This window comes from Halolamina sp. CBA1230 (assembly GCF_002025255.2).
Lineage (GTDB): Archaea > Halobacteriota > Halobacteria > Halobacteriales > Haloferacaceae > Halolamina.
The window spans coordinates 126410-144185 of the sequence record NZ_CP054587.1 but is presented as its reverse complement, the minus strand read 5'-3'; the positions used below and the strand labels follow the sequence as shown (position 1 = coordinate 144185).

Annotated in this window: 19 protein-coding genes; 12 read left to right on the top strand and 7 right to left on the bottom strand. The window is 68.5% G+C overall.

What is annotated here, in order from left to right; all coding sequences use genetic code 11:
- Positions 1–4: 4 nt before the first annotated feature.
- From B4589_RS00775 to B4589_RS00750, 6 genes are read left to right on the top strand one after another with little or no spacing between them, the layout of a single operon-like run.
- Entirely contained in the window at positions 5–268 is a 264-nt protein-coding gene (locus B4589_RS00775; protein ID WP_079232463.1) for an NADH-quinone oxidoreductase subunit J, read from the top strand.
- On the top strand, positions 269–622 hold the full coding sequence (locus B4589_RS00770) for a hypothetical protein (protein ID WP_079232462.1): 354 nt from the start codon (positions 269–271) through the stop codon (positions 620–622).
- Complete coding sequence (nuoK, locus tag B4589_RS00765; protein WP_079232461.1) at positions 622–924, top strand: NADH-quinone oxidoreductase subunit NuoK; 303 nt, start codon at positions 622–624, stop codon at positions 922–924. Before B4589_RS00770 ends, nuoK begins: the two co-directional genes overlap by 1 nt.
- Position 925: 1 nt before the next feature.
- Positions 926–3010 (top strand): NADH-quinone oxidoreductase subunit L, encoded by a 2085-nt coding sequence (gene nuoL, locus B4589_RS00760; RefSeq protein ID WP_079232460.1) that lies wholly within the window; start codon positions 926–928, stop codon positions 3008–3010.
- Entirely contained in the window at positions 3011–4540 is a 1530-nt protein-coding gene (locus B4589_RS00755) for a NuoM family protein (protein WP_079232459.1), read from the top strand.
- Positions 4540–6021, top strand: coding sequence for an NADH-quinone oxidoreductase subunit N (locus B4589_RS00750; RefSeq protein ID WP_079232458.1), 1482 nt, complete (start codon positions 4540–4542; stop codon positions 6019–6021). The genes B4589_RS00755 and B4589_RS00750 overlap by 1 nt, the downstream gene beginning before the upstream one ends.
- A 13-nt stretch (positions 6022–6034) precedes the next feature.
- Here B4589_RS00750 and B4589_RS00745 read toward each other — a convergent pair whose 3' ends face one another.
- Positions 6035–6487 (bottom strand): hypothetical protein, encoded by a 453-nt coding sequence (locus B4589_RS00745; protein ID WP_079232457.1) that lies wholly within the window; start codon positions 6485–6487, stop codon positions 6035–6037.
- An 85-nt stretch (positions 6488–6572) separates the two neighbouring features.
- Here B4589_RS00745 and B4589_RS00740 point away from each other — a divergent pair, with 85 nt between their 5' ends.
- From B4589_RS00740 to B4589_RS00725, 4 genes are all read left to right on the top strand, one after another.
- Entirely contained in the window at positions 6573–7052 is a 480-nt protein-coding gene (locus tag B4589_RS00740; protein WP_079232456.1) for a YbaK/EbsC family protein, read from the top strand.
- Between the two features lie 72 nt (positions 7053–7124).
- Complete coding sequence (locus B4589_RS00735; protein WP_394353840.1) at positions 7125–8279, top strand: FecCD family ABC transporter permease; 1155 nt, start codon at positions 7125–7127, stop codon at positions 8277–8279.
- The gene (locus B4589_RS00730) at positions 8276–9142 is read left to right on the top strand and encodes an ABC transporter ATP-binding protein (protein ID WP_079232455.1); all 867 of its coding nucleotides are present in this window, start codon (positions 8276–8278) and stop codon (positions 9140–9142) included. Before B4589_RS00735 ends, B4589_RS00730 begins: the two co-directional genes overlap by 4 nt.
- Before the next feature lie 59 nt (positions 9143–9201).
- On the top strand, positions 9202–9480 hold the full coding sequence (locus B4589_RS00725) for a hypothetical protein (RefSeq protein WP_079232454.1): 279 nt from the start codon (positions 9202–9204) through the stop codon (positions 9478–9480).
- Between the two features lies 1 nt (position 9481).
- Here B4589_RS00725 and B4589_RS00720 read toward each other — a convergent pair whose 3' ends face one another.
- The 4 genes from B4589_RS00720 to B4589_RS00705 all read right to left on the bottom strand — a co-directional run bounded on the left by B4589_RS00720 (position 9482) and on the right by B4589_RS00705 (position 13360).
- Positions 9482–10600, bottom strand: a complete 1119-nt coding sequence (locus tag B4589_RS00720; protein ID WP_079232453.1) for a Xaa-Pro peptidase family protein — start codon at positions 10598–10600, stop codon at positions 9482–9484.
- Between the two features lie 57 nt (positions 10601–10657).
- Positions 10658–11455, bottom strand: coding sequence for a CBS domain-containing protein (locus B4589_RS00715; protein WP_079232452.1), 798 nt, complete (start codon positions 11453–11455; stop codon positions 10658–10660).
- A gap of 39 nt (positions 11456–11494) precedes the next feature.
- The gene (locus tag B4589_RS00710; protein WP_079232451.1) at positions 11495–13000 is read right to left on the bottom strand and encodes a DHH family phosphoesterase; all 1506 of its coding nucleotides are present in this window, start codon (positions 12998–13000) and stop codon (positions 11495–11497) included.
- Positions 13001–13063: 63 nt separating this feature from the next.
- On the bottom strand, positions 13064–13360 hold the full coding sequence (locus B4589_RS00705) for a transcriptional regulator (RefSeq protein ID WP_079232450.1): 297 nt from the start codon (positions 13358–13360) through the stop codon (positions 13064–13066).
- A gap of 94 nt (positions 13361–13454) precedes the next feature.
- Between B4589_RS00705 and B4589_RS00700 the strand changes: the two genes are divergently transcribed.
- Both B4589_RS00700 and B4589_RS00695 read left to right on the top strand, forming a co-directional pair.
- The gene (locus B4589_RS00700) at positions 13455–14423 is read left to right on the top strand and encodes an NDP-sugar synthase (RefSeq protein WP_079232449.1); all 969 of its coding nucleotides are present in this window, start codon (positions 13455–13457) and stop codon (positions 14421–14423) included.
- Positions 14423–14662 (top strand): hypothetical protein, encoded by a 240-nt coding sequence (locus B4589_RS00695; protein ID WP_079232448.1) that lies wholly within the window; start codon positions 14423–14425, stop codon positions 14660–14662. The genes B4589_RS00700 and B4589_RS00695 overlap by 1 nt, the downstream gene beginning before the upstream one ends.
- Positions 14663–15180: 518 nt before the next feature.
- Here B4589_RS00695 and B4589_RS00690 read toward each other — a convergent pair.
- Together B4589_RS00690 and B4589_RS00685 are read right to left on the bottom strand one after the other, a co-directional pair.
- Positions 15181–16827 carry a Na+/H+ antiporter NhaC family protein gene (locus B4589_RS00690; RefSeq protein ID WP_079235132.1) on the bottom strand — a complete coding sequence of 549 codons (1647 nt, stop codon included), beginning with the start codon at positions 16825–16827 and terminating at the stop codon, positions 15181–15183.
- Between the two features lie 215 nt (positions 16828–17042).
- Positions 17043–17753, bottom strand: a complete 711-nt coding sequence (locus B4589_RS00685) for a diphthine--ammonia ligase (RefSeq protein WP_079235131.1) — start codon at positions 17751–17753, stop codon at positions 17043–17045.
- Positions 17754–17776 lie beyond the last annotated feature (23 nt).

Here is a 17776-nt window from a genome sequence, read left to right as displayed (position 1 = left end):
CACAATGATCGAGACAATCACGTTCGCGCTGTTCGCCGCCGTGACGGTGGGGTGTGCGCTGGGGGTCGTCCTCGTGAAGGATCCCTGGCACGCAGCCCTCCTGCTCGGCGGCGCACTGTCGAGCCTGGCGGTCCACTACGTGATGTTACAGGCCACGTTCCCGGCGACGATGCAGATCCTCGTCTACGTCGGGGGCGTGCTCGTGCTGATCACGTTCGCCGTCATGCTCACGCGAACCGAACAGCCGAAATCGGAGGTGTACAGCTAGATGGTCACGCGACCAGAACTGAAGGAGGACGCCAACTACGTCAACGGGCTGGCGGCGTCGGTGCTGTTCGTCGTACTCGTCGCGGTGTTCCTCACGTCGAGTTTCGGCGAGCCCGCCGGCTTCGCCGAGGACGCCTCGCTGGTCGCGGGGATCGGCTACGCGCTGATGGACTTACAGAGCGCGTCGGCGGTCGCCGTCGAGGGGTTCCTGATGACGTTCGAGATCGCCGGCCTCGTGCTGGTGGTCGCGACCGTCGCCGCGGTGACGCTGGCCAGTCGGGAGACCGAGGGCTCGTACGTGACCGCACTCACCGACGGTGGGAGCGGGGAAAGCAGTGAGGAGGTGGAGGACTGATGGTCCCGATCGAGTACTACCTCGTGCTCTCGGCGGCCGTGTTCTCCATCGGCCTCTACGGCCTGCTGACCCGCGAGAACGCCCTGCTGTTCCTGATGTCGGTCGAGCTGATGCTCAACGCCGCGAACATCAACTTCGTGGCGTTCAGCCTCCAGTGGGGGAACCTCACCGGCCAGGTGATGAGCCTGTTCGTCATCGGCCTGGCGGCGGCCGAAGTGGCCGTCGGCATCGGCATCATCCTCGTGCTGTACCGCAACTTCCAGGACGTCGACGTGACTGTTCCGCAGTCGATGAGGTGGTAAGATGGTAGGAGCATTCGACTACGCACCGGCGATCGTACTGCTACCGTTCCTCTCGTTCTGTCTCGCGGTCGGTGTCGCCCTCTCCGGGCGGGACCTGCTGCCGAAAGGCGGCGCCCTCCCGGGGATCGCGGCGACAGCCGGCTCGCTGCTGCTCTCCGCGTGGGTGTTCCTCACCGTCAGCCGCGGCGAGACGTACAACGAGACGATCTACACGTGGGCCGCGGGCACCGAGGCGACCGGTAGCCTGAGCCAGCCGCTCGAACTCACGTTCGGCCTGCTGCTCGATCCGCTGTCGGCGATGATGCTGCTCATCGTCTCGCTGGTCGCGCTGCTGGTCCACGTGTTCTCACTCGGCTACATGAACGACGAGGGCGAGACGGGCCTCCCCCGCTACTACGCCGGGCTGGGCCTGTTCACCGCCTCCATGCTGGGGTTTGTCGTCGCCGACAACCTCCTGATGGCGTTCATGTTCTTCGAACTGGTCGGGCTCTGCTCGTACCTCCTGATCGGCTTCTGGTTCCGCCAGGCCGGCCCGCCCAGCGCCGCGAAGAAGGCGTTCCTGGTCACCCGATTCGGTGACTACTTCTTCCTGATCGGCGTCGTCGCGACGTTCGCGACGTTCGGCACCGCACAGTTCGCGGGCGAGGGGAGCTTCCCCCGCCTCGCCGAACAGGCGATCAACGGCGAGGCGACGGTAAACACGTTCCTCGGCCTCGAGCCGACGGCGTGGTTCACCGTCATCGGGCTGCTGGTGCTGGGTGGCGTGATCGGCAAGTCCGCCCAGTTCCCGCTGCACACGTGGCTGCCCGACGCGATGGAGGGCCCCACTCCCGTCTCGGCGCTGATCCACGCGGCGACGATGGTCGCGGCCGGCGTCTACCTCGTCGCCCGGATGTACGGGTTCTACGCGCTCTCGCCGACCGCGCTCGCGGTGGTCGCGCTGGTCGGCGCGTTCACCGCCCTGTTCGCGGCGACGATGGGGCTGGTGAAAAACGAGATCAAGCAGGTGCTCGCGTACTCCACCATCTCCCAGTACGGCTACATCATGCTGGGGCTGGGCGCCGGCGGCTACGTCGCCGGCACGTTCCACCTGCTCACCCACGCCTTCTTCAAGGCGCTGCTGTTCCTCGGCGCCGGCTCGGTGATCATCGCGATGCACCACGAGGAGGACATGTGGGAGATGGGCGGGCTGAAGGAGAAGATGCCCGTCACCTACTACACGTTCCTCGCGGGCTCGCTCGCGCTCGCGGGCATCGTCCCGTTCGCCGGCTTCTGGTCGAAGGACGAGGTGCTGTACGAGGCGCTCGTCCACGGCCTGGGCACGACGAGCGGGCTGGGCACCGCGCTGCTGGTCGCCTACGGCATGGGGCTGATCGCGGTGCTGTTCACCGGGTTCTACACGTTCCGGATGGTGATGCTCACCTTCCACGGTGAGCCACGCACCGAGACGGCCCGCGAGGCCACGGAGCCCGGCTGGAACGTGAAGCTCCCGCTGACCGTGCTCGGGATCCTGGCGACGACCGTCGGGTTCGTCAACATGGTCCCGGTGAAGGATCTGACCGGTCGGGATATCGACTTCCTGCACAAGTGGCTCTACGGGACCGAGGGCGCCGGCTGGGCCGAGACGCTCGGCACCAGCGGCTACCACTACCACCACCTGCTGTTCGCCGACTACGGCGCCGGCATGGCGGCGGCGGACCTGCCGTCGTATCTCGTCGGCCTGCTGTCGCTGGCGCTGGCGCTGTTCGGCGCCGGCTCGGCGTACGTGCTCTACGGCGGGGACGACCCCGAGCCCCACACCGAGAAGCTGGGGAGCCTGCGTGAGGTGCTGTACAACAACTACTACCAGGACGAGTACCAGGTCTGGCTCGCCGAGCGCGTCGTGGTCCCGCTGTCGAAGGCCGCCGACACGTTCGACCAGGCGGTCGTCGACGGCGTGGTCGACGGCGTCTCCAGCGTGAGCCTGTTCGGCGGCTCCCGGATCAAGCGGATCCAGGACGGGCTCGTTACCCACTACGCCGCGATGCTCACCCTCGGGCTGACCGTGCTACTCGTCGGGTTCGCGATCTACGGAGGGTGGTTCTGAATGATCATCGAGACGCTCATCGGCTTCGCGTTCGTCGCCGCGCTGGTCACGTTCCTCGTGCCCGACGAGGTGGCCGGCCGCGTCGGCGCGGCGCTGAGCCTCGTCCCGCTCGTCGGGACGCTCTGGATGTGGACACAGTTCGACGGGAGCGGCAACGCCCTCACGGGCGGCGAGCTCGCGTTCGAGACGACGTTCGACCTGCTGACGCTGTCGGGCTACCAGGTGCAGTGGTTCACCGGGGTCGACGGGATCAGCCTGCCGCTGGTGGTGCTGACGGCGTTCCTCACCACGCTCGCGATCGTGAGCGCGTGGACGCCGATCGACGAGCGCCAGTCGCAGTTCTACGGGCTGATGCTGTTCATGGAGGCGAACCTGCTGGGGATGTTCACCGCGCTGGACTTCTTCGTCTGGTTCGTCTTCTGGGAGGCCACCCTGCTGCCGATGTACTTCCTGATCGGCGTCTGGGGCGGCCCGCGCCGGAAGTACGCCGCGATCAAGTTCTTCGTCTACACGAACGTGGCGAGCCTGCTGATGTTCGTCGGCTTCGTCGCGCTCGCCTTCGGCGGTCTCGGCGACAGCATCGACACGCTGGCGCTGCCGGAGGTCGCGATGGCGCTGAACGCGGGCGGCAACGTGAGTTCGTTCATGGGGCTCGCCCCGGACGGGCTGAAACTCGTGGCGTTCCTCGCGATGTTCGTCGGGTTCGCGGTGAAGGTGCCCGTCGCGCCGTTACACACGTGGCTACCGGATGCCCACGTCGAGGCGCCCACGCCGGCGTCGGTGATGCTGGCGGGGGTGCTGCTGAAGATGGGGACGTACGCGATGCTGCGGTTCAACTTCACCATGCTGCCCGACATCGCGTCCCAGCTGGCGATCCCGATCGCCGCCCTCGGCGCGTTCTCGGTGATCTACGGCGCCGTCCTCGCGCTGGCACAGGAGGACCTCAAGCGCATCGTTGCGTACTCCTCTGTCTCGTCGATGGGCTACGTGCTGCTCGGGCTCATCGCGTTCACCGAGTTCGGCGTCGCGGGCGCAACGTTCCAGATGATCGCCCACGGCCTGATCTCGGGGCTGATGTTCATGGCCGTCGGCGTCATCTACAACACCACCCACACCCGGATGGTGGGCGACATGTCCGGGCTGGCCGACCGGATGCCCGTCACGGTGGGCATCTTCATCGCCGGCGCGTTCGGCTACATGGGGCTCCCCCTGATGGCCGGCTTCGCCGGGGAGTTCTACATCTTCGTCGGCTCGTTCCACTCCACGGTGATCCCGAGCGCGCCGCTTTTCACTGCGGCGGCGATGTTCGGCATCGTGATCGTGGCGGGCTACCTGCTGCTCGCGATGCAGCGCACCCTGTTCGGGCCGTTCAGCCTCGACGCCGACTACGAGGTCGGCCCGGCCCCGTTCCACGACGTGGCGCCGCTGGCTGTGCTGCTGCTGGCAGTCATCGCGCTCGGCGTCGCCCCTGAGCTGTTCCTCGACATGATCAAGAACGCGATCGCCCCGCTCGTCGGAGGTGGTGCCTGATGGTGACGGCACCGCCGCTGACGCCGACCTTCCTGCTGGGGCTCACGGCGCTTGCGGTGTTGCTCTACGACAGCGTGTGGCCCGAATCCAGCGACGCGAGCGTCCTGACGGGGATCTCCGTCGTCGGCTCGCTGGCGTCGCTGGGGGCCGCGGGCTGGTTCCTCACTGCCGGCACCGGGATGGCGACCGACGGCGTCTCGCTGTACGCCGACGCGATCGTCGTCGACGGGATGTCGCTGTTCTTCACCGCACTGTTCGCCGCGGTGACGGTCCTGGTCGCGCTCGCCTCGTACGACTACTTCGACGGCGGCAACCGCGGCGAGCTGTACGGGCTGGTGCTGCTGGCGACGACGGGGATGTCGCTGATGGCGAGCGCGAACTCGCTGGCGACCGCGTTCGTCGCGTTGGAACTGGTCAGCCTCCCGTCGTACGCGCTGGTCGCGTTCCTGAAAGACAACCGCGGGAGCAGCGAGGCCGGCCTGAAGTACTTCCTGATCGGCGCGCTCTCCTCGGCGATCTTCGTGTTCGGCGTCTCGCTGATCTACGGCGCCACGGGCTCGCTACTGCTGCCCGACGTCGCGGCGGCGTTCGAGGCCGGCCTCGGCGGCCGTGCGGGCATCGCCGGCGTCGGCGTGCTGATGGTCGCCGGCGGGTTCGCGTTCAAGACGGCCTCGGTGCCGTTCCACTTCTGGGCGCCCGAGGCGTACGAGGGCGCACCCGCGCCCGTCTCGGCGTACCTCTCCTCGGCCTCGAAGGCCGCCGGCTTCGCGCTCGCCTTTCGCGTGTTCGTGGTCGGCTTCCCGATCGGGGCTGCGACGGGCGCCGGCATCGACTGGGCGCTGCTGTTCCAGGTGCTCGCGGTGGCGACGATGGTGCTCGGTAACTTCGCCGCGGCCACCCAGGAGAAAGTCAAGCGCATGCTGGCGTACTCCTCGATCGGGCACGCCGGCTACGTGCTGATCGGCCTCGCCGCCGTCTCGGCGGAGGCGACCACGAACGGCGACGTGATGGGCGCCGCGATGGCCCACCTGTTCGTCTACGGCTTCATGAACACGGGCGCGTTCCTGTTCGTGGCGCTGGCCGAGAACTGGGGCGTCGGCCGCCGGTTCGAGGATTACAACGGGTTGGGCGCCGAGAAGCCGTTCGCCGCGGTGGCGATGACGGCGTTCCTGTTCTCGCTGGCGGGCGTCCCGCCGCTGGGGGGCTTCTTCTCGAAGCTGTTCCTCTTTGCGGGCGCTGTCGAGGCCGGCCTCTGGTGGCTGGTCGTGATCGCGGTGATCAACAGCTCGCTCTCGCTGTACTACTACTCCCGCGTCGTGCGGGCGATGTGGTTCGAGGAGGGCGAGCACGACCTCGGCGCCACCCCGAACGCGCTGTACGCCGCGCTGGCGATCGCGCTGATCGGGACGGTGCTGCTGCTGCCCGGGTTCGGGCCGGTGATCGAGACCGCACAGGAAGCCGCGACGGCGCTGTTCGTCTGACCGCGCCGCCCTTTTACTCGCCGATCACGCGCCGCACCGCCGTCGAGAGCTCCGTGTCCCGATCCATCTTGATCCCGTCGCTGGTGGCGACGACGCTGGTGTCGCCGACCCGGATCCGCGTGACGTAGCCGCGGTCGAACGCACAGACCGTCCGACGGCCGTCGGCAGCGGCGGTCGGCGGCGACGATCGACCGTCCGCCGCTTCGGGCCGGCCGCCGTCGGCTTCATCGGACGGCGACACCGATCTGCCGCCGTCGGCGAACACCTCACACGAGGCGCCCGCCGCCATCGCCTCGTGGACCGGCCCGTCGACGCCGGGCGCGAGATCGCTCCGGCGGTAGAGCGTCCCGCTGTACTCGGGGCCGTCGACGCTGACGCTCCGGAGTCGGTCGCCGACGACGCCCCGACAGGCGTGTTCGAGGGCGCTCAGCCGCTGGTCGGTCGGGTTGTCCACCGATCGTTCCATGTTCCTCATTAACAATGCACACGATTATCAATCTACCGGCGGATCACCCGACAGACACATACACCACGGGGGCAAGCCACGGTGTATGCACGCACGCGCCACGGAGTTCGCGGAGGTCGCCCAGGATCGCTACGGACTGGCGGTCGAGCCGGTGGAGTTCCCCGAGGCGGGGACGCCGACCGCGGAAGACGCCGCCGACGCGGTCGGCTGCGAGGTCGGACAGATCGTGAAGAGCCTGGTTTTTTCGGTGGATGACGACCCCGTCCTCTGTCTTACCTCCGGCGCGGAACACGCCGACGAGGCCGCCATCGCGGAGTGGGCTGGCGTGGACGAGGACGCCGTCTCGATGGCGTCGCCCGACCTCGTCCGGGAGGCGACGGGGTGGGCCATCGGCGGCGTCCCGCCGATCTGCCACGAGCAGGAGCTCCCGACGCTGTTCGACCCCGCGCTGGGCGCGTACGACTCCGTCTGGGCCGCCGCGGGGACGCCCACGTCGGTGTGGGAGATCGACCCCGAGCGCCTCCGTGAAGTGACCGACGGGGAAGTCGTCGAGTTCACCGAGTAGTCGTCGGCCGACAGTCACGGACCGCTACCCTTATCAGTATTTAGGGCTGCCTAAAGCCTATGCAACGCGCGGGTGATCGCGGTGGCGAGTGAGACGGGGGAGATCGTCCCGGAGCTCCGCGCCGCGGTCTCGTGGGTCGACGCCCGGCTGGCGGCGCTGGTGTTCGGGAGCTGTGCGATCGTTGCCGCCGGCGGGCTGGTGCAGGTGAGTTTCGGGACGTACACGATGTCGATCCTCGACGCGTGGCGTGCCGTGTTCGATCCGGCGGTCTGGACCAACCCCCAGTACCCGCTCCGACTGCTGCTCGGCGACGGGCTGGGGACCCGGGCCGCGGAGGCGTTCGGGTTCTCCACCGCCGAGGTCGATCTCGGCCGGGAGACGCTGATCGTCTGGGGGATCCGCCTGCCGCGGGTGCTCGTGGCAGTGCTGGTCGGCACGAACCTCGCGATCTCGGGGGCGGTGTTCCAGGCGGTCACGCGCAACGAACTCGCCTCGCCGTTCATCCTCGGCGTCTCCGCGGGCGCGGGGCTGGCGATCCTGCTCACGCTGGTCGTGTTCGCCGGGCTCGCGCCGTTCCTCCCGCTGATCGCGGCCGGCGGTGGCGCGGTCGCGTTCGGCCTCGTCTACGCCATCGCGTGGAAAGGCGGCACGAACCCCGTCCGGCTGGTGCTCGCGGGCGTGATCGTCTCGACGGTGTTCGGCTCGCTCCAGACGGGACTGTTCTTCTTCACGGAGGATCTCGGCGTCGTCCAGTCGGCGATCTCCTGGACGACCGGCTCGCTGACCGGCGTCGACTGGGAGCAGGTCCGGATCGCGCTCCCGTGGACGATCGCGACGGTGCCGATCACGCTCGCCGGCGCGCGCCAGCTGAACGTCCTGCTGCTCGGCGAGCGCACCGCGCGGTCGCTGGGGATGTCCGTCGAGCGCGTGCGGTTCCTGCTCTCGGGGGTCGCCGTGCTCGCTGCGGGGACCGCCATCGCCGTCGCGGGGATCGTGAGCTTCGTCGGCCTGATCGTCCCGCACATGGTCCGCCAGCTGGTGGGCTCGGACTACAAGCGCGTGGTGCTTGGCAGCACGTTCGCCGGGCCCGCGCTGGTCGTCGTCGCCGACGTGGGCGCGCGGCTGGCGATACCGGGCACTCAGCTCCCCGTGGGGATCGTCACGGGGCTGGTCGGCGGCCCGTACTTCCTCTACCTGATGCGCCGCACGGAGGTCGGTCAACTATGAGCAAACACGACACCGCGGACGCGGACAGCACTGTCGGACCGAGCGGTGAGACGACTCCCGACGGCGACGAAACGCCGCCCGGGATCGAGGCGAACGATCTCAGCCTCGCCTACGAGCCGGGCGAGCCGGTGGTCGAACTCGACCGGCTGACCGTGCCCGCCGGCGAGGTGACCGCGCTGGTCGGCCCGAACGGCAGCGGGAAGTCGACGCTGCTGAAGTCGATGAACGCCGAACTCCCGCCGGAGCAGGGGACGGTGTACTTCGACGGACGCGACGTCGAGGGGTACGACACCACCGAACTCGCCCGGAAGCTGGGGCTGCTCTCCCAGCAGAACTCCGCGCCGGCGTCGACGACGGTACGCGAGCTCGCGGCCCACGGGCGCTACCCCCATCGCGGGTTCTTCGAGTCGTTGAGCGAGGAAGACCACCGGGCGATCGACCGCGCGCTCGAACGCGTCGGCGTCTCCCACCTCGCGGACCGGCAGGTCGGCGGGCTCTCGGGCGGGCAGCAACAGCTCGCCTGGCTCGCGATGACGTTCGCCCAGGAGACCGACGCGCTGTTGCTCGACGAGCCGACGACGTTCCTCGACCTCCACCACCAGCTCCGGGTGCTGCGTGCGGCCCGCGAACTCAACGAGGAGCGCGGCGTCACGGTCTGTGTCGTGCTCCACGACATCGGGCAGGCCGCCCGCTTCGCGGACAACCTCATCGCGCTCAAGGAGGGCACACCCTACGAGTGGGGGCCGCCCGACGAGGTGGTCACGCCGGAGCTACTGGAGGACGTGTTCGGCGTCGAGGCCGAGGTCGGGTTCGGTCCGGAAGGACCCACGATCGTCCCGCGGGAGCCCGTCGACGAGGAGTAGTCGCCCGCGTCCCACGCGTGGCCTGAAGCGTTTTCACCCCACCCACCGTGGAGTCGATCATGCCCACCGAGAGCGACGAGGTTCGCGTCTGGCTCGTCGAACGAACCTACTCCGACGACGAGCAGAACATCGTCATCCTCGTCTACGCGACGCCCGACGGCGAGCGCTACCTCCGGAAGGAGCGCGCGCTCACTTCCTTCGGTGACGAGCGAGACACGACCGCAGCCATCGACGCCGATCCCGGGAACCTCGGGCGAACCGACGACGAGAAACGCGAGCAGTACGCCGACGAGGCCGAGCGCATGGCCGCCCAGCACGACCCCGACGACCTGATCTAGCTCAGCACGCCCAACCGCGGTCGGTGTCGTTCAGCCGCTCACAGCCCTCCTCGGTAACGACCACCAGATCCTCGATCCGGACGCCGAACTCCCCGAGGAGGTAGATCCCAGGCTCGACGCTGAACACCATCCCCGGCTGGAGTTCGCGCTCGTTCCCCTCGACGATGTACGGCTCCTCGTGGACGTCGAGGCCGACGCCGTGGCCCGTGCGGTGGATGAACTCGTCGCCGTAGCCCGCGTCCTCGATCACCTCTCGGGTGGCGTCGTCGACGGACTCCGCGGTCACCCCGGGTTCCACCGCATCCACGCCGGCCTGCTGGGCCTCCCGGACGATCTCGTGAACTTCGCGGAACCGCTCGCTCGGCTCGCCGCCGAACACGAGCGTCCGCGTCTGGTCGGAAGGGTAGCCGTCCACCCGCGTGCCGAAGTCGAGCACGACCGGCTCGCCGGGCGTGATCTCGCGGTCGCCGTGGTGGTGGTGCGGTTTCGCGCCGTTCGGCCCCGCGCCGACGATCGTCTCGAAGGCGACGCCGGTGCCGCCGTTCGACTCCAGCAGTTCCTCGATCTCGGCGGCGAGTTCGGCCTCGCTCAGCCCGAGCGCTTCCTCGCCCATCGCCCGGAGGTCACGGACCGTCTCGTCGGCGACCGCGCCAGCCCGGCGCATTGCGTCGAGTTCGGCGTCGTCCTTCCGGACCCGCAGGTCGCCCAGCACCTCGCTCGCGAGGCCGAACGTCGCGTCGGGCAGTGCGTCCCGGAGGTCCTGGGTGAACAGCGCCCACATCGTGTCGTCGACGAGCAGATGGCCCGCCGCGAGGTCGAGTTCGGCGGCGATGTCGGCGATCCGCGGCACCGGGTCCTCGGCGTCGTTCCACGTCCGCACGTCGTCGACCCACGACGCCTCGCGGATCTGGTCGCCCGAGAGCGCGGGGACGAAAAAGACCGCCTCGCCCTCGGCGGGGACGAACAGCAGGAAGTGGCGCTCGCCGGGCTCCTCCGAGTAGCCCGCGAGGTAGCGGAGGTTCCGGCTGGGGAACAGGACGAGGCCGTCGCTGCCGCGCTCGCGGAGCCGCTGCTGGGCGTCGCTGGTCCGGCGGCGGAAGGTGTCGACGTCGGTAGTCACGTGGGCAGGGTACGCCGGCGGGGAGGAATAGCTGCCGGCTGGGACGCAGCGCCCCGATCACTGCAGCCGTTTGGTCGTCTCGATCAGCGGGTGGCGGGCGTAGTCGACGACCGCCACGTCGTCGATGGAGGCGAGCCCCTCCTTCTCGGCGGTTCGCTCCATCCCCAGCGTCACCGGCTCGTCGGCCTCGACGACGATGACGTAGGCGTCCATCTCCTCGATATCCAGGCGGTCGGCCGCCAGCGCGCGGTGGTGGCCGTCGGTCAGCAGGAGCAGCTCCTTGTCGCCGGTCGCGTTGGCGATCACGACTAGCGGCTCGGCCAGCCCGTGTTCGAGTTCGTAGCGCCGGCCCTCGAGCTCGTCGGCGTACACCCGGCCCTGCGTGGGGACGAGGTCGTCGAGGCGGACCTGCCGGCGCTCCTCGTGGACCTCCACGTCGTGGATGTGCTGCAGGGTCTCCATCAGTTCGCCTACCTTCTCGGGGGTGGCGCGCTCGATCTGGCTGCGCACCACGTCGGTGTTGGAGATGATCCCCGTGAGGTTGCCCGCGTCGTCGACGACCGGGAGCTTCTGGATCCCCGAACGCAGGATCACCCGCGCGGCGTCGATCACGTCCATCTCGGGATGGGCGACGACGATGTCCTCGACCATCACGGTGAAGACTGGGGCGTCCTCGTCCGCCAGGAGGAGATCCCGCGCGGAGACGAACCCCTCGACTTTCCGGCCGTCGGTCACCGGGAACCCGTTGTGGTCGCTCTCGGCGATCCGTCGGGCCACGTCGGCGACCGTGTCGTCGGCGTCGACCGTCGCCACGTCCCGGGTCATGTACTCCTTGACCCGCGCTCTCGTACTCATCGTTCGCCGTTGGGGCCCGCCAACGAAAAAGGGACAGGCTCAGGCGTCGTCCTCGGTGTCGTCCCGCCCCGACTCGTAGGGGTGGGCCATCGACGCCGCGCCCTCCGGCGCGTACTCGTACTCGAGCCCGTCGTCGGGCGAGGGGGCGTCGGGCGCGTCCGAGAGCGCGTCGAAGAACCGCTCCTCGACGACCTCCCGGACGATCTCGGCCAGCGAGCCGGCCTGTTCCGAGCCGGTCTCCCCGAGGATTCCGAGCGGTATCTGGGCGCCCGCCATGTCGGCGTGGCCGCCGGCGTCGCCGATGGCGCCGAACGCGTCCCGCAGCGTCTCTCCGAGATCGAGCTCCGACCCCCGGGCCCGGCCCGAGACGTAGATCGTGTCGTCCATGAACCCGTAGGCGAGCGTGATCTGGACCCCCTCCATGTCCAGCAGGCGCTCGGCGGCCTGTGCCAGCGCGTCGCGGTCCCGGATCTCCCCGACACAGGTCGAGAGCGCGCCGTCCCGGACGGTGCGGTTCTCGATCGCCGACGCGAGCACCGACACCGTCTCGATCGAGAGGCTGGGCGACTCCACCCGCGAGAGCGTGTCGGCGTCGACGTCGGGGATCAGCGACGCGGCGGCCGCGAAGTCGGCTTTCGACACCTCGCGGGTGAACTCCTTGGTGTCGATCTGGATACCGTACAGCAGCGCGGTCGCGGTCGTGGTGTCCGCGGGGACGTCGAACCGGTCGAGATACTCCGTCAGCAGCGTGCTCGTCGCGCCGACGCCGCTGCGGAGATCGACGAACTCCCCGTCGACCGCGCCCCGCGGCGGGTGGTGGTCGATCACGACGTCGATCTCCGTGTCTTCAGGCAGGCTGTCGTTGACGCCCGGGCGGGAGTGATCGACCAGCGCGACGCCGCCGTACTCCTCGATCTCCCCGGGTTCGAGCCGGACCAACGGCAGGTCGAGCAGGTTCACCAGCGCGCGGTTCTCCTGGTGGCTGATCTCGCCGTAGTAGCAGGCTTCGGCCTCGACGCCGATCCGGTCGGCCAGCCGACAGAGCGCGACCGCGCTCGCGATCGCGTCGGGGTCGGGGTTGTCGTGGGCGACGACGGCGATCGGCTCCTCGGCGGCCCGTAGCGCGCGGTGGAGCCCGCGGGCGCGCTCGCTCTCGAAGCCGGCCGCGCGGTCGAGTACGTTGTCGGCCAGCACCTCGGTCGGATCGATCAGGCGGTCGACCGTCTCGCGGATCGCGTCGACGGTCTCGGGCAGTGCGCCCTCGCCGGCGTAGGCGACCAGCATCGCGTCGGGGAACGTCTCCCGGGCCGCCGCGGCGACCGTGCGGTTGCGCTCGGGGTCGTCGCTGGCGACGAGCACGACGTCGGCGTCGGGGGCGTGTGTCGCCGGGTCGGTGGGGTCGCCCTCGACGGCGGCGATGCTGGCCTCGCGGAGGCTCTCGGCACGGGGTTCGTCGTCGGTGACGACGGTCGTATCCCCATCGGGTAGCTGTTGGAGGAGGTCGAAGCCGACCGCGCCACAGCCCAGCACCAGCCGGGTGACCATATCTGTGGCAGTAGGTGAGTGCGGGAAAGCCTTACCGTCCCGAGGTGACGGGCGGCGAGACGCTCAGCGCTCCGCCGGTTCCACCACCAGCTGGGGCTCGGTGATCCGCTCGCAGTTACACTTCGGACACCGACTCGGCGCCGAAAGCGGGTCGTCGAACCCGGCGAACCCACACTCCTTGCACTCCGGCGGCGCGACGAGCAGCCGTTCGTCGTCGTTCTCCAGGCTCTTCGCGACGTGCCGTGCGTGGTCGTACACGACGCTCGTGGGGACGCCGACTCGCTTCGAGAGCTCCCGCGGCGTCGCCGGTTCCTCGCGGAGCGCGTCGACGATCCGCTGGCGGGTGGTCGTCTCCTCCATAGGTCTCCATCGACGGACAGGAACAAACGCCTTTCCGCTTTCTGGCGGGGGAAATGGAAAAAGCGTTTACCGTCTCCCCCCCGACCACGGTGTCATGAAGGCTATCGTTCTCGCGGGCGGCTACGCCACCCGGCTCTGGCCGATCACCCGTAACCGACCGAAGATGTTCCTCCCCGTCGGGGACGGGACGGTCATCGACGACGTGTTCGCGGATCTGGAGGCCGACGACCGCGTCGAGGAGGTGTACGTCTCGACCAACGAGCGCTTCGCCGACGACTTCCACGAGTACCTCGCTGACAGCGAGTTCGAGAAACCCGTCGTCTCCGTCGAGGAGACCGTCGACGAGGAGGAGAAGTTCGGCGTCGTGGGCGCGCTGGCCCAACTGATCGACCGCGAGGGGATCGACGACGACCTGCTCGTGGTCGCCGGCGACAACCTCATCTCGTTCGACCTCGCGGAGTTCGGCGACTTCTTCGAGGGGAAGGGGACGCCCTGTCTGGCCGCCTACGACGTGGGGTCGAAGGAACGGGCCAGTTCGTACGGGCTCGTGGAGCTGGACGGTGACCGCATCGTCGACTTCCAGGAGAAGCCCGATCAGCCCAACAGCACGCTGGTCTCCATCGCCTGCTACGCGTTCCCCGAGGAGACGCTGCCGAAGTTCGACGAGTACCTCGCCGGCGAGAACAACCCCGACGAGCCGGGGTGGTTCCTCCAGTGGCTCCAGTCCCGCGAGCCCGTCCACGCGTTCACGTTCGACGGCGCGTGGTTCGACATCGGCACGCCCGAGAGCTACCTCGACGCCGTCGAGTGGAAGCTCGACGGCGAGAACATCATCGCCGACGACGCGACCGTCGACGCCGAGCTCGGGGAGAACGTCCACGTGATGTCGGGCGCGACCGTCGAGAACAGCCACCTCGACCGGAGCGTCGTCTTCGAGGACGCCGCGATCGTGGACTCCTGTCTCGAGGACTCCATCGTCGACACGTCGAGCTACGTCGCGGGGCTGGACCTCTCGGGCGCGCTGATCGGCGCCCACTCCGAGATCAACGACTGCGGGGAGTGATGGCCGGCGACGTGACCGTCTCCTGTCCGGCGTGTGCGCTGTCCGAGTCGTTCGACTCGCTAGGGGCAGCCCGCGAGCTCGTCAAACAGCACCGCGTCGAAACCGGCCACGACCCGACGTGGGCGGTCGGCTCGCTCGCCGACGGCGTCGAACGCGCGGGCGACGAGGCGGGCGTCTGTGGTAGTTCGGAGTGTACCGATACGGGGTCGCCGCTGTATCAGAGCGACTCGGACGGGTAGTCGGGTGTTCGGTGGTCTCCCGTCCGTTTACCGGGAGTGACGGGTAGCTTTTCCTGCCGTTTCTGAGGACCTCGACAGCAACGGCAGCTCTCAGTCGTCCGCTCCCCTGACAGCAACGGCATCCCGATCGTTGGCCACTTGTGACCGCACTGCCCCGCACAGCCCACGAACCTCCCCAACCGACTCCTTCCCTCGTTTCACTCGGTCAGTCGTCCCTCGCGCTTGGCTCGCGGACGGAGCCGCGAGCGCTTCGCGCCGACAGCCACAGCGGTGCAGTGGCGGTGGACGCTGCAGTCTCGCAAGCGACCCGCGAGGTGTGGGGAGTGCTGCGTCACCGTGTCCGGTGCACTGCAGTCGCAAGTGGTCAGGCATCGAGATGCGGTTGCTGTCGCGGTTCCAGTAGTCGACGAGAGAACCACCGAAACGTCCCCGCACAACGCCGGAAAAGGAAGTCGACTGAAAAAAGGACGGCCGAGTCGATCAGTCGTCACAGAGGTGCGACTGACCGTCGTCGCACCTCAGTCGTCCGACGGCGCTACTGTCTGTTCGGTCGTCGATGCCTTCGGTTCGATCCCCTTCCGGCTGGAGTCCCACTCCGAGAGCGCGTAGACGACGCCGTACAGCAGGCCCACGCCGATCGGGAGCAGGATCAGCGGCGTGATCCGGGTCGCGCCCCAGACCAGCAGCATCACCGCGGCGACGGTGATCACCGTCATCGCGTAGTAGATCTGGGTCCGGACGTGGTCGATGTGATCCGCCCCCGTGAACGTCGAGGAGAGGATCGTCGTGTCCGAGATGGGCGAGCAGTGGTCGCCGAAGATGGCGCCGCTGAACACCGTCCCGACCGCGACCGGCAGGAGCTCCGGCGTCGAGCCGCCGATGTTCCAGGCCAGCGGGATCGCGATCGGCGTCACGATCGCCATCGTCCCCCACGAGGTACCGGTGGAGAACGCGATCACCGCCGCGGCGAACAGGATCACGATGGGCAGCAGCGTCGGACTGATGAACGCCTGGGCGGTGTTCGTCACGTAGAGCCCCGTCTCCAGGGTTGTCGTGACGCCGCCGATGGTCCACGCCATGATCAGGATCGACGCGGCGGTCAGCATCATCCCGAACCCGTCGATCACCGTCTCCATCGCCTCCTCTAAGTCCATCAGGCCCGCGATGGTGCCCGAGATGATCCCCATCGAGACCATCGTGAACGAGCCCCACAGCAGCGCGTCGACGAACGCCGCGTTGTCGACGATGTCGATGAACGAGGCGCCCGCACCCGCGCCGGTGTAGCCGGTGAACGCCGCACCCACGAACACGACGGTGATCAGCGAGCCGACGGGGATGAGGAAGAAACGCAGGCTGGGCGTGTCGGTCACGACGTCGCCCAGACTGTCCTCGGCGCTCTGCATCGGCGTCGCGTTGTCGCGGAGCACCTTCCCCTCCTTCCACGAGCGGTGTTCGGCATCGAGCATCTCGCCGAAGTCACGCTGGGTGAGGACGATGATCCCGACCATCACGACCGCGAAGATGCAGTACATGTTGAACGGGATGCTCTGGAGGAAGATGGTGAACGATCCGGGTACTTCGCCCGTGATGCCCGCGGCCTCGTACCCCTGATCGATCATACTCAGCTGGTACACCACCCAACTGGAGATGCCGAACGTCGCCACCGGCGCGGCGGTGGAGTCGATGATGTACGAGAGCTTCTCCCGGGACATCCGCATCTCGTCGGCCATGTCGCGCATCGTCGTGCCGACGATGGCGGTGTTGGAGTAGTCCCCGAAGAACCACAGCATCCCGAAAATCCACGTCGCCAGCCCGACCTTCCGCTGTGAGTCGAGCCGCGACGTGGCGGCGTTGGCGATCGCGAGCGCCCCCCCGAGCCGCCAGATCATGGCGACCCCTGCCCCCAAGAACATCACGATCATCAGGATCTTCGCGTTGAACAGGCTCTCGCCGATGGACTGGGCGGTCCAGGTCAGCGTCGTGACGAACCCGTGGCCCCCGGTGTAGATGACCGCCCCGGACCAGACCCCCAGGAACAGCGAGAGGATGGCCCGGCGGGTGATCATCGCCAGGAAGATGGCCAGTAGCGGCGGAAGCAGCGAGAGCATCCCGAACTCGGAGGTCTCGGCCTGAAGCGGTAGGGCTACCGCGCCGAGTTCAAGCATCGCGCTCACCACCTCGGTAACCCACACGTGGACGGCTGGCTCTGGAACGATACCCGGCTCGGACGTCGACTGTCGAGGATGACGGTAGTGTCATGTGTTACCTTCCACCGCGACGAATAGTCTCTGACGAGTAAGCCACTATAAACCCTCCGGTACCGAGAGTGGCGTTCGGGAGTGATAACCCGGTAGTAAAAGCAGTGAATCGGCCGATCCGTTCACTCCAGTGACGCGTCGTCGACCACGACGTGACCTCGAGTCCCCTCCCAGCGAGTGCTGAGGGCCAGATCGATCCGGCGGTCCATGTGGGGGCCGTCGACCACGAACGTCTCGAACTCGCCGCCCTCACCTAGCACGTGGACGCCGTACTCGTCGTGGAGTTCCTGAAGCTCCGCGAGCGCGTCGGCGTCGAGCGTGCGGCCGAGCCAGGACTCGTCGAGGCCGGCGGCCGCGACCTGGACGATCGTGATCTCGAACCCCGCATCGAGCATCTCGGTCGCGAGGGTCTCGGGGTCGCGCTGCCACAGCGGCGCGAACAGGTCGATCTCGAGGCGGTCACAGAGCGCCTCGATCCGGGAGGTCTGGTACTCGCTCTCGACGGCGCCGGCGGTGACGCCCGTCAGGTCGGCGTCGGCCGCGATGTCGGCCAGCGCGGCCTCCAGCGGTTCGATCTCGGCGTCCCCCTGTGCGCCCGCGTCCTCGACGTCGTCGGCGCCGAAGTCGTCCGGCTCGATCTCGGTCAACGGCAGGCCGACGCTCTCGGCGGCCAGCCGCGCGAGGCGGGTCGCGGGCGTGTGGTACATGTACGAGTCCCCCGCCGGGTGGACGGTCAGCAGTCGGCCGACGTCCAGCCCCTCCTGCTGGGCGCGGTACAGCGCCCACGAGGAGTCCTTGCCGCCGGAGAACAGGCTCACCCAACTCATACTCATCGGGAATCGGGGCGGGAACATAC